The following is a 12,481-nucleotide window of genomic DNA, read 5'->3' as shown; positions in this document are numbered from 1 at the left end:
ATTGTGGGTGGGCCACTTTGCCCCGGGCCGGCGTATGGGCGGCTAGAGCACGCGCCTCAGTGTCTTCAGGCCCTGCTCGATGGTCTTGAGATCAGCGGCGCCGTAGCCGAATACGAAGCCATCCATGGTTGGCGCGGAGAAGAAATAGCGCTCCAGTGAATGCAGGTGCACGTTCAACGCCAGCAGTTTTGCGCTGATCGGCTCAAGCGGTCGGGGTTGCGTCGATAGCGCCGCCACGTGCATGCCGTAGTGGGATGGCATCGGCGATAGCTCACCGGGAAAGTCAGATTGCAGGATCTGCCAGACCAGGTCTCGCCGCCGCCGGTATACGTCACGCAGTTTCCGCACGTGTCGCACCAGATGTCCTTCGGCGATATATCGGGCGACAGCCATCTGCGTCAGCGTCGGGCAATGCCAGTCGAGACAGTTCTTCGCCATCGTCAGCGCCGGCATGGCCCACCGTGGGGCAACGACAAAGCCCAGTCGCAGCGCGGGAAGCATGCACTTGGAGAACGTGCCGACATAGAACACGTCATCTGCCGTTGCGCTGGATCTCAGCGCTTGCAAGGGCGTGCCGTCATAGCGGAATTCACCGTCGTAGTCGTCTTCCACGATGACGGCGCCATGCTTGCGCGCGAACGCGAGCAGCGCCGTACGCCGTTGCGCGGACATGGACACACCCAGCGGAAATTGGTGCGAGGGACAGACGCAGACGATCTGCACCGGGGCGGGCAACGCATCGACCACCAGCCCCTCCGCGTCCACCGGCACGGGTACCACATGGGCACCAGCCGCCAGAAAGGCGGCACGCATCGGGGGGTAGCCGGGATCCTCAATGGCAACGGTCGTTTGTCCCGGAGTGACGAGCACACGGGCGAGCAAGTCGAAGGCCTGTTGCGCGCCGGCCGTCACCAGCACGTCATCGTGATGGCAGGCCACCGCGCGCGACACGCCAATGTGCGCAGCGATGGCCGTCCGCAGCGGGAAATGGCCTTGATTGCCTTGCGGACTCTTGAAGGCGGGTGGCTTCGTTTCCATTTGCCGGAGTTGCCCGGCGCTGATCCGGCGAAATGTTTCGAACGTGAAGAGTCGCGGATCAACCAGCGCGGGCCGGAAATCCACCGAGGCAGCCGTGCTACGGACGTTGCTGCGCGGGTTGTCGTTCCAGAAATGAAGCGAGCGGGCGAGCTCGGGACCCCGCCACAGTGAATTCAGGCGAGGATCGGCCTCTCCGGCTGCCGGTGATGGTTCGCGCAGTACCCGGTGTTGCCTGGGCGAGACATACCTGCCCGAACCCTGGCGGGACTGCACCAATCCTTCGAGGGCCAACCGCGCGTAGGCCCGGGCAATGGTGTTCCTCGATACCCCGAAGAAGATCGCTGACTGGCGCTCCACCGGGAGCCGGGACCCGGGAACCAGTCGACCGTCGAGGATGGCCGTCCGCAATTGCCCATAGATGACCTCCGCGGATCGGTGGCTTCCCTTCGGCGGAGGGTCAAGTGCGATCTCGAACGGACTGCTTGCGTTGTCGGCATCAGCTGCCACGACTTCCTTCCTCTGCAGTGGCCATCCGGCAGCCCGATTCAAGGGACGGCGGGCAGGGGGCGCCTGTCCCGCGGAAGCGCCGCCTTGGATCGCCCATACATTGCCCCGTGGCGTCGCTGCTTGCCCTTCAGCGTAAGGCATGAAGCGCCGGCCGGCAGCCGGGATCCCCCAGGGAGCGGCAGCGCACCTTACTTCCGGGTCCATGGCATCCATCTTGCTGTGATGTGAAGCAATCAATGGACTGCCGTGCCCAGGGACCCGCATGCACCAGCCGTTCGCTACTGCGCAGCGAGCCGACGATCCGAGTCATCGGCGCGAATACACGCATTACCTGGCGCACCGCATGGCGCCGGCCATTCATGCACTGACCGTGCTGGCGGTGGCTGCTTACCTGCTGGCGGCCGGGGGACGCGCGTTCGTCAGCGTATCGCCGGTGCCCCTGTGGCTGCGCCTGGCGCCCTCGGTGCCGCTGGCCTTGCTGGCCCTGGTCGCCCGCCGCGAAAAACGGCCGGTGCCGCTCAGCCTGCTGGCCCTGAGCTGCGTCTTGCTGCTGGAAGTGGGCGTCAATCTGAACGGCATCGGGCAGGTGCCCGGCCAGCGGCTGGTACTTCCTGGCCTGCTGTTGCCGGTGGCGACTTCGGTGATCTGGATCGGGCGGTGGGACTTCGTCGTCGCCATGGCCTTGTGCGCGCTCGGTCCCTTGCCGATGTTGCTGCTGGGGTCCGTCAGCGGGATCCCGGTGTTCCAGTACACCGTGTACATGACGATCGCCATTGCCGTGGCCACGGTGCTGCGCGCCTTCATGACGCGCACGCTGTTCGAACAGTTCCGGCTGGAGAAGCAACTGCGGGTGCAGGCCCACACCGACGGACTGACCGGGCTGCTGCAGCGCAACCGTTTCCTTGAACTGGCGCGTTATGCCTTGAACGACTTGTACGTGCGGCGGATTCCGGCTGCCGTGCTCTACCTGGACGTCGACCACTTCAAGCAGCTCAACGATGCGTTCGGTCACGCCGCTGGCGATGAGGTGCTGGTCAAGCTGGCCGAGGGTTTGCGCTCGCAGATGCGCGAGTCGGATCTGCTGGGCAGGATCGGTGGCGAGGAATTCGTCGCGCTGCTGCCCGGCGTCAACCTGCAGCACGCGCATTCGCGGGCGGAGCAGATACGCGTGGCGATACGCGCAGTACACCGCCCCGACCGGTTGCTGACCATCAGCATCGGCATCGTCCAGTGCAACCGTCACGGCGAAAGCCTCGAAAGCCTGATGTCACGCGCCGACAACGCCATGCGCCAGGCCAAGCTCAACGGCCGCAACCAGGTGGTCATCGACCATTCCATCGCCTGACGGCTGCGGGTACGATCCCGCCTGCCTCCGCTGCAAAGAACCCAGAGAACAGCGCATGAAGAAGCCCGCTTCGATGCCGGTCTTGCTGGGCGTGACTGCCATGGCTTTGGCGATCAGCGGTTTTGCCCTTGCCAGTTCGCCGAAACACGATGCCGCGCCACCGATCGAGCAGTCGTTCACCGCGTTCTGGCAGGCCGCCCAGGACAAGCCATTTGCCGAGCAGGAAGCGCTCTGGGACCAGTTCATCGAGCAACCCCGCGAAGCCGTTTACCAGTCCGTGGTCTGGGAAGTCAGGAACAACCCGGACTGGAAGCAGGGAAAGGACCGGTCGCTGAAGTCACGGTTCGAGGAGTACCGTCGCATGGGGGGCGACATACCGGGCGGCGTGCACGCCATCGACGCGGCGCTGGGCGTACAGGCAAAACGGTTCGCGCAGTATTTCGGTGCCTCCGGGCAGCCGCGCGCCATCGTGGTGCTCGCTCCGGATTTCGATGCCAAGAGCGGCGTGATGCCCAATGGTGATCCCGTGCTGGCGCTGGCGGTCGACTCCCTGCTGCTCGAAAAGGCCCAGCTGGATATCGTGCTGCCGCATGAACTCTTCCATCTGTGGGACGCCGAGCACTCAGGCATCACCAATGACGGGGTCATGCCGGATACGCACCTGCTGTTGCCGCTGTTTGAAGAGGGCCTGGCCACGTACGTCAGTACCGTCGTGTCGCCGGGCCATACCGATGGCGAGTACCTGCTGCAAAACGACCTTGGCGCGCTGCCCGAGGCAAGACTGAACGAGGCGGCCCGGCGCTTTCTGCGCGAAGCGGACGTGCTGACCATCGACCCTGCCAGACACCGCACCTCCGATACCTACGTGCACTGGTTCGAGGGCAACAGCACCCCGTTTCAACACGACCTGCCGAACCGCTCGGGTTACTGGCTGGGGTTGCACGCCATACGCGTGCTGGCGCGCCGCCACAGCCTGAGTGAGATGGCCTCATGGTCACCAGCGCGCGCAGAGAAGGAGATACGCGCCGCGTTGTTGATGCTGGCCGATGGCGGGCAGGTATCGGGTCATTGACTGGCGCATACGCCGGTCATCCCGCGGCGTCGCTGGCTTGGTTCAATCCGTGGTGGCGACATGTGCGATGGATCAACCACGTATCTGTTTGAAGAGTTGACGCGAGGCATGCCCGACGTTCCCGCCGCACCATGAAGATCCGCTCGTCACAGACGCAGTGCCATCATGGGAAAGTCCGCAGGCTTTGAGGCGCATCCCGAGCGCCGGAGGTGGCCATGCAGGAGACAGCGAGAACCCCCGTTGCCGTGGCCGCTTGGCGGGCCGTCGTCGTCGAACTGGTATTTGCCGTGCTGAGCATCATGCCCATGGCCTGCTTGGCGCAGACCGCGGCGCCGTCCTTCGAAACCTTCGCAGTTCCGCCCGGCAGCGGTCCGCACGATGTCGCGCCATCATCGGATGGCACGGTGTGGTACACCGCGCAGGCGAAGGGCGCGGTCGGCCGGCTGGACCCGCGCAGCGGCAAGGCGGACTGGATTGCGCTGGGCGACGGCGCCGCGCCACACGGCGTGATCGTGGGTCCCGACCATGCAGCATGGATCACCGAAGGCGGGCGCAATGCAATCGTCCGTATCGATGCGAAGACACTCGCTGTCACGCGGTTCCCGTTGCCGAAAGAGCGGTCGGACGCCAACCTGAATACGGCGGTGTTCGATAAGCGCGGGCACCTGTGGTTTACCGGGCAGAACGGCATCTACGGTGAACTCGATCCGGCGAGTGGCCAGATGCGGGTGTTCGATGCACCGCGCGGGCGCGGACCTTACGGCATCTGCGTCACGCCGGATGGCAGCCTGTATTACGCATCGCTGGCCGGCAGTTATCTGGGACGCATCGATCCCGCCAATGGCTCGGCACAGGTCATCGAACCGCCGACACCCAACCAGGGCGCGCGCCGCGCATGGGCCGATTCGAAAGGGCGGGTGTGGATCAGCGAGTGGACCGCGGGCAAGGTCGGCATGTATGACCCGGCGACGCGCCAGTGGCGCGAATGGACGCTTCCGGGGAACGCACCGCACGCTTACGCGATCTTCGTGGACGACAAGGACATCGTCTGGCTCAGCGAATGGAGCGCCAACGCGCTCGTGCGCTTCGACCCGAGAACCCAGCGGTTCGATGTCCTGCCGTTCCCGAGCCAGCACGCCAACGTCCGCCAGATGATGGGGCGCTCCGGCGAGCTGTGGTTATCCGCGTCCGGCGCCGATCAATTGCTGCGCTATCGGGCGCATGCTGCGGAATCCCCAGGCAAGTGACGCTTCGCAGGCTGCACCGGCAGCCTGAGGCGCAACATCCATGACCCTTTCGCCAGGGTCTTGACCTTTGCAATCATTTCGATAAATCTAGAAATATGAAATCGAACGACGCGCTCACCTGCCTCAATGCGCTGGCCCAGGAGCACCGCCTGACACTTTTCCGCTTGCTGGTGCAGGCGGGCGAGGAGGGCATGGCCGTGGGGGAGCTCGCGGAGGCCACGGGGTTGCCCGGTGCGACGCTAACCAACCATCTGCACATTTTGCGCCGGGCCGGCATGGTGAGTGACGAACGTCTTGGCCGGGTCATCCAATGCCGCGCGAACTATGGGCAGATGAATGCCTTGCTCGGGTTCCTCACCGACAATTGTTGTGCCAACGGCAGCGCAGCCACTGGCTGTGGACCTGCCAACACCTGTATTCCAACGGTAAAGTCATCACGCAAGGTGTCCTCGCGATGAAGCGCGTGCTTTTCGTTTGTATCGAAAATTCCAATCGCAGCCAGATGGCGGAAGCCTTCGCGCATATCTACGGCGGGGAGGGCGTGGAGGCATTCAGCGCAGGATCCAGGCCCTCCGGCGTCATCAACCCCAAAGCCGTCCGGTTCATGGGGGAGCTGGGCTATGACCTGACATCGCATGCGTCCAAGTCGTTGGATGACATCGCTGGCGAGTTCGACGCCGTGATCACCATGGGCTGCGGCGACAGCTGTCCCTGGGTGCCCGCCAAACGGCGCGAAGACTGGGGCCTTGCTGATCCCAAGCACATGGACGACGAGGGCTATCGCAGCGTGCGTGACGATATCGCGGCACGCGTAAAGCACCTGCTGGCGGAACTATGACGGGCCTTTGGCGCAAGCTGCTCGCCGAATTCATCGGCACGGCCTTGCTGCTGGCGACGGTCGTGGGCTCGGGCATCATGGGCGTGGCGCTTGCCAATGGAAACAACGCCGTGGCCCTGCTTGCCAACGCAGGCGCCACCGCAAGCGCGCTCTACGTGCTGATTGTGATCTTCGGTCCCGTTTCCGGCGCGCACTTCAACCCCGCGGTGTCGATGATCCTGTACCTGCGTGGTGACATGAGTCGTCGCGATGCCATCCTGTACGTGCTTGTCCAAACCATCGCCGCCATCGTCGGCGTGCTGTTGGCGCATGCGATGTTTGGCCTGCCGTTGCTCCAGCCGGGCACGCATGTGCGCACGGGTTCCGCGCAATGGCTCAGTGAGGGCGTGGCAACGTTCGGGTTGTTGCTGACCATCCTGCTGGGCCTGCGGCACCGAGCGGCGGCGATTCCCGCCCTGGTGGCCAGCTACATTTTTGCCGCGTACTGGTTCACCGCAAGCACCTCGTTTGCCAATCCCGCCGTGACGCTTGCGCGCTCGCTGACCCGGACCTTCGCGGGTATTCGCCCGAACGACGTCGCCGGTTTCGTTGCGGCCCAGATGGTGGGCGCCTTGGCTGCGGCGGCGGTTGGCAAATGGCTGACCGCAAAAAGTGCCGAGCCGCGCCTGGCAGAGGTTCGCGCGGATGGCGAATCGGCCTGACAAACATGGATCGAATGTACCCGGCGCGCCGGTCACCAAGGTGGTGATATCTCATGGCTGGCATGATCCTTGACCCGCGCAAACCGCAACCCGTTGACTGCGAAGTGATGCGCGCGAACCCGCGCAGCGTCGAAGCGCTCAACCGTGATTGCCACTGCGTGCCCATCGCGCCGGAGGCCATGCACGCGGCCTTGGCATCGGCCACCAGTGCGCATGGGCTGCCGCGCGACTTCGCGGAATCACATCCGCACTTGTTCGCCGCCTTGCCCGTTTATGTTTCGCGTGAGCATCTCGCGGCGATCGATGGCGTTGTCTCCGCCGTGGAGGCGGTGGTTACCGCGCCGGGCTATGCGTCGGAGGTGTTGGCGTGGGCACCGGCCATGGCCCAGTGGGACCCTGCCGTACCTGGCGGCATGCTGGGGTTCGACTTTCATATCACGCCGCACGGGCCACAACTGATTGAGATCAACACCAATCCCGGTGGGGCCTTGCTGAACACGCTGGTCGGTCAGGCATTGCAGGAATGCATGCCGGCGGCTGTCAGTCTCCCGGTGGACATGACCGACGCTGAGCAACATGTCCTGCGCGTCATGCGGCGGGAGTGGGAGCACCTGCGTGGCAGCCAACCACTTCAATCGATCGCGATCGTGGATACGAGCCCGGCCACCCAGTATCTCTATCCGGAGTTCCTGTTGTTCCGGCACCTGTTTCTTCAGGCAGGCATGGACGCGACGATCTGCGACCCTTCCGAGCTGGAGCGTCGGCACGGCCGCCTGTGGATAGGCGACAAGGCGGTGGACATGATCTACAACCGCCTGACCGACTTCGCACTGGCAGCGCCCGAGCACGAAGCCATCCGCGCGGGCTACCTGGCCGGCGAAGTGGTCGTTTCACCGCATCCACGCGCACACGCGCTATACGCCGACAAGCGAAATCTCGCCGTGCTTGGTCACCGGGAATTCCTCCTCCATGCAGGCGTTCCCGCCGCTGCCGTCGAAGCACTCGCGGCGGCCGTGCCAAAGACCACTGTCGTGACGCCTGAGAACCGCGACGAACTCTGGAGCCGTCGACGCGAGCTGTTCTTCAAGCCTGCCTCCGGCTTCGGCAGCAAGGCGAGTTATCGCGGCGACAAGCTGACCCGGCGCGTGTGGAGCGACATTGGCGAAGGCGCCTACATCGCCCAGGCATTGGTGCCGCCCAGTGAGCGACACACCCGGGACGACGGCGGACCGATGAAGACGGATATCCGTTGCTATGCCTACCAGGGGCGGCCCTTGTTGTATGCAGCCCGCCTGTACCGTGGGCAGACCACCAATTTCAGGACACCTGGCGGTGGCTTTGCCCCGGTGCTTACGTCCCGCCCATAACGCGTGACGCGGCGGCAACGGTGTTGCAGGCATTCTGTTCGCCGGAGATCGCCCGAACTGGCCGGCCCGAACGCAGGCACGGCCCGTCTGCGGATCGAGCGGCGCGATGATCGATTCGCCACGGCTTACGCGCTGCACTTCTCTGCAGCGACTGTCGCTGTCACATCAGCAAAGCCCATGCGACGTTCGCATGGCATCGCTGGATCGCTGACATAAGCGCTGCCACGCCTGCCGCGCCCAACCCGGCGCCCAGGGTGAGTGTCCGGTTCGGCGCCCGGTAAAACGCCAACGGCCCGCAGCATCAAGACTCATCCGATAGACGTCCCCCTGGCGGCATCGCTACGGTCCCGAGACAAGCATCTCGCTCTCTTTGTTCGCCATACCGGCACACACCACGTTGTGGCCAGCCACCGCGCATGGACGCGTCGGCACCCCATGCGTAGGGACACCTGATCGCCTTAGGGCGGGTCGGCGGCGGAGGAGGTGAGTTGTCTCGGTAGGACCACTCTCTATGCCAGGCCAAGGAAGAACCGATGTCTGATCGCTTCGACGCCATCGCCGCCACGGTCGCGGGCCCGTTTCACCAGCACTACGCTATCGAGGTCCCCGGCCTTGCCACGGCGTCGACGTTGTCCGTGCAATCGTTCACGGTGCGCGAATCGCTGGGCGAGCCGTACCGCATCACGCTCAGCCTTACCTCGCCGCAGACGCTGTCGCGAGGCGACCTGCTCGGCAAGCTCGCCACCTTCCGCATGCGCTCCGCTGAACGCATGCCGCGCCGCTTCGCTGGCTGCATCACTGCCTTCAGCCAGCTCAAGCGCACCCCGGACGAGGTGACCTATGGTCTGGTGATCGAGCCGCAGGTCGCACGGCTGCGCCTTACCCGGGCATCACGCGTGTTCCAGCACATGACGGCCCCGGCCATGATCGACGCGCTGCTGCGCCGTCACCGCCTCGAGGGCCATCAGTTCGCGTTCCGGCTCCGCCGTGCGTATGCGGAGCACGCCTTCCATCTGCAGTACCAGCAGAGTGACTGGGAGTACGTGCACCTCCTGATGGAACAGGAAGGCATCTATTGCTTCTTCGAGGAAGGCGAGCATGGCGATGTGCTCGTCTTTGCCGACGACGTCGACCATTACACCTACCAGCCCACCCTCACGCTGCCCCTGCGCGAATCGGCCGGCCTGAACGCCGCCAGCGACGCCATCCTCTCGCTGGAAACGCATGCGCGGACGGTGCAGCAATCCTTCGTCGTCGCGGATTACAACCCGGATCAGGCGTGGGAGCGCCTCAAGGCTGACGCCAACCTGGCCAGCAAGGATGCCACCACCTACGGCGAGTCCTATGTCTACGGCACGGGCCACCTCGATCAGGCCCAGGCCCGTTGGCAGGCACAGCTGCGGCATGAAGCGGCCCTTGCCGCCCAGGTGGTGTTCGCAGGCCAGAGTACCGCGCTGGCCCTGCGGCCCGGCCGCGTCACCCACACGGACAGCGCCCTGCCGGAGGCGCCTCACGGCATGGTGATTACCGCCGTGACCCATCACGGTGCGCGCGATAAGCCGTATGCCAACGACTTCAAGGCCATCCCGGCCGATCGGCGCTTCCGGCTTCCGCTCAACCCAGCAACGTGGCCGACCCTCACCGGCACCCTGTCCGCGCGGGTCACGTCCCCCAGCACCTACAAGTACGCCTATCTGACCAAGGCAGGCGAATACGTCGTGCGCCTCGACCTGGATTTCGACCCGTGGAACCCCGGCGGCGAAAGCGTGCCGCTGCGCCTCGCCAAGCCCTTCGCCGGCAAGCTGCAAACCGGCATGCACTTCCCGGCGCTGGATGGCGACGAAGCCGTCATCGCCTTCCGCGACGGCGACCCCAACAAGCCGTATATCGCCGCCTTCCACCACCACAGCCAAGCCACCGACCTGATCACCAATCAGGACCGCTGGATGTCGCGCAACGTCATCCGCACGCAAAGCGATAACAAGCTGCAGATGGAGGACTGGGAAGGCCAGGAGCACGTCAAGCTCAGTACGGAGCATTCCGGCAAAAGCCAGCTCACGCTGGGCCACATGGTGAGTGGCGCGATGGTCAACGGCCAGCGCGAGACGCGCGGCGAGGGCTTTGAGCTGCGCACCTCCGCCAAGGGCGCGGTGCGGGCGGGCCACGGTCTGTTCGTCACCACCGATGATCGTCCTCGTGCCCAGGGCAAGCAGCTCGACATGCAGGAGGCGATGCAGCAGTTAAGCGCCGCGCAGGCAGCGATGGAACGTCTGGCCGAGGTGGTCCGTGCAGCGCAGGCAGACGCGGCGGACACCATCGCCATGAACCACGTACTGCAACAGCAGCTCAAGGATCTCAAGGAAGCGGTGATGCTGTTCTCCGCGTCATCGTCCATCGCCCTGACCACACCCGAATCCATCCAGCACAGCGCCGGCAAACACCTCACCTTCACCGCGGGTGAGAACGCCGACGTGGGCGTGCTGAAAAAATTCACCGTCGCGGCGGGCGAGGCGATCAGCCTGTTGGCGCAAAAGATGGGCATCAAGCTGTTCGCCGCCAAGGGCCAGGTCGATATACAAGCGCAGAACGATGAGCTGGCACTCGCCGCGCTGAAAGACCTCACCATCACCAGCAGCAACGGCAAGCTGGTGCTGGAAGCCGACAAAGAGATTTGGATCGGCGCTGGCGGCTCGTACATCAAGATCAACCGCAACCGTATCGAAAGCGGTACGCCCGGCGATATCTACGAAAAGTGCGCGTGGTGGGGCCGGCGCGATGCCGCCTCCCTGCGGCCGCCGCTGGGTGTTCTCAAACCCAGCTACCGGGCCCAGTACGTGCTGCAAAACGAAGTAGACGGCTCGCCGCTGTTCCGCCACCCGTACCAGCTCAAGCTGCCCACGGGACAAACCCTGACAGGCCTCACCAACGATCGCGGCGAAACCCTGCCCGTGTTCACCGACAGCGCCAAAGACGTGCAACTCAGCGCCGTCAAGCCAGACAAGGTGACAGCGCAACCCTGGCACCTCGCCGGTGGCGGCAGCAACGAGATCGTTGCCGATTACCTCGACGACACCCCGTCCACCTGACCCGCAAGGACGCAACCTCATGGCCGCCACACTCCAACCCGTCGACACCACCTGCACCACCGTCCAGGAGAGAATCGACTACGCAAAATTGCCGCCGCTCGCCCTGACTTACCTCACCGAAAAAGTACGGGTCGCGCTGAAGGCTCCCAAAGTGGTCACCATGGTGCTGCCCGACGGCAGTGTCACCACGCAACTGCTCAAGCAGCTGGTCATGTCGGCCGCCATTCGGTTGGAAGAAACGTTGAAAGAGTTTCTTTGGCCGTACAAAGCGGAGGTGAGCTTTGATATGGCGCCCATGCGGAGAGGGCAGACTCCGATCCCCTTTCTCTGCCGCGACAGCACGGATGATCCCGACAACCACGACGAAGCCACCAAAGGCATCAATCGCCGCCACACCACGAACCCATTTCCGCTGGGCCTGACGCCAGGGTTGTTGCGCCGCCCCGACATCATCATCGTGACCAATCCGCTCAACCGCTGGCCCGGCCGCGGCACGGTGGACCGCGAAGGTGGAGCGCATGCGCCCAATCTGCGCCGCCTGGTGGAGGTGAAATTTCCCGGCGATGTCTTGAACAAGGATCAGGAAGAGGCTTATTTGGCGATTTCGGGGGGCGTCCCGTTCATGTCAGTGCTCGACGTGAACGATTGCGAGGGTGACCTGGAGAAAGTGCCCGTGGGTGCGCCCGCACCAGCGCCTCAGAAAGATCGCGGTCGGCAGCGCGCGCCCATCCGTTCGCCGACCCCCCTACCGGACCCGGCGTTTTACGAAAAGTGGTTGACCGACGTCGAACACGCCGTCCAATCCCTATGGCACGACACCCGCGAGGGTGCAGAGCGGCTATGGGACGAAACCCAGGCCTGGCTGCGCAAAGAGGCGCCGTGGCTGTTCACGGCGGGCCACTGGGTGGCCGATGCGCTGCACAAGGGCTGGACCTATGTCGACGAAGCCGGCCGCGCCATCTGGCACTACACCACCGAGCAGCTCAAGGCGGGCTGGCAGGCCATCAAGCAGGCCACCGACCTCACCTGGCAGCAGCTCAAGCAGATCGACTGGGCCCAGGTCGGCATCACCGTGCTCAAAGGTCTCGCGGTGGTGGTGCTGGTGATCGCTGCCGTGGTCGTGCTGGTGGTGCTGGCCGAAGTGCTGGTCGCCGTCTTGGCCGCCCTGGTCCAAATCATCGGCGTGGCCGCCGCCATCGGTGGTGCGGCCGCGCTGGCCGTCGCGCTGGGCGAAGCGGCCTGAGGCCGCGCAGGCCCATTCTTTTTCACGCCTTCCGAGA

The 12,481-nt window shown here is 64.6% G+C and carries 10 protein-coding genes; 9 read left to right on the top strand and 1 reads right to left on the bottom strand.

All coding sequences use genetic code 11. From position 1 onward, the window contains the following. Window positions 1-42 precede the first annotated feature (42 nt). The gene (locus HY57_RS21340) at window positions 43-1,758 is read right to left on the bottom strand and encodes a PLP-dependent aminotransferase family protein (RefSeq protein WP_158407937.1); all 1,716 of its coding nucleotides are present in this window, start codon (window positions 1,756-1,758) and stop codon (window positions 43-45) included. A 49-nt stretch (window positions 1,759-1,807) separates the two neighbouring features. Between HY57_RS21340 and HY57_RS16640 the strand changes: the two genes are divergently transcribed. From HY57_RS16640 to HY57_RS16600, 9 genes are all read left to right on the top strand, one after another. Further along, a complete protein-coding gene (locus HY57_RS16640) occupies window positions 1,808-2,890 on the top strand; it encodes a GGDEF domain-containing protein (protein ID WP_019466827.1) in 1,083 nt (360 codons plus the stop codon). 55 nt (window positions 2,891-2,945) lie between these two features. Continuing rightward, entirely contained in the window at window positions 2,946-3,962 is a 1,017-nt protein-coding gene (locus tag HY57_RS16635; protein WP_019466826.1) for a hypothetical protein, read from the top strand. Between the two features lie 215 nt (window positions 3,963-4,177). Next, window positions 4,178-5,209 (top strand): virginiamycin B lyase family protein, encoded by a 1,032-nt coding sequence (locus HY57_RS16630; RefSeq protein WP_026034192.1) that lies wholly within the window; start codon window positions 4,178-4,180, stop codon window positions 5,207-5,209. 95 nt (window positions 5,210-5,304) lie between these two features. Further along, window positions 5,305-5,667 carry an ArsR/SmtB family transcription factor gene (locus tag HY57_RS16625; protein ID WP_019466824.1) on the top strand — a complete coding sequence of 121 codons (363 nt, stop codon included), beginning with the start codon at window positions 5,305-5,307 and terminating at the stop codon, window positions 5,665-5,667. After that, window positions 5,664-6,047: an arsenate reductase ArsC gene (locus HY57_RS16620; RefSeq protein WP_019466823.1), complete on the top strand. Its 384-nt coding sequence runs from the start codon at window positions 5,664-5,666 to the stop codon at window positions 6,045-6,047. The genes HY57_RS16625 and HY57_RS16620 overlap by 4 nt, the downstream gene beginning before the upstream one ends. Further along, window positions 6,044-6,748 (top strand): aquaporin, encoded by a 705-nt coding sequence (locus HY57_RS16615; protein ID WP_019466822.1) that lies wholly within the window; start codon window positions 6,044-6,046, stop codon window positions 6,746-6,748. Before HY57_RS16620 ends, HY57_RS16615 begins: the two co-directional genes overlap by 4 nt. A 53-nt stretch (window positions 6,749-6,801) precedes the next feature. Beyond that, window positions 6,802-8,115, top strand: a complete 1,314-nt coding sequence (locus HY57_RS16610) for a hypothetical protein (protein ID WP_019466821.1) — start codon at window positions 6,802-6,804, stop codon at window positions 8,113-8,115. Window positions 8,116-8,648: 533 nt separating this feature from the next. Then, window positions 8,649-11,201 (top strand): type VI secretion system Vgr family protein, encoded by a 2,553-nt coding sequence (locus HY57_RS16605; RefSeq protein WP_081870094.1) that lies wholly within the window; start codon window positions 8,649-8,651, stop codon window positions 11,199-11,201. 19 nt (window positions 11,202-11,220) lie between these two features. Continuing rightward, the gene (locus tag HY57_RS16600) at window positions 11,221-12,444 is read left to right on the top strand and encodes a VRR-NUC domain-containing protein (protein WP_019464795.1); all 1,224 of its coding nucleotides are present in this window, start codon (window positions 11,221-11,223) and stop codon (window positions 12,442-12,444) included. Window positions 12,445-12,481 lie beyond the last annotated feature (37 nt).

The sequence above is a fragment of the Dyella japonica A8 genome (assembly GCF_000725385.1).
Lineage (GTDB): Bacteria > Pseudomonadota > Gammaproteobacteria > Xanthomonadales > Rhodanobacteraceae > Dyella > Dyella japonica_C.
Note: the sequence above shows the minus strand (reverse complement) of the source record. Positions and strands in the feature narration are given on the sequence as shown.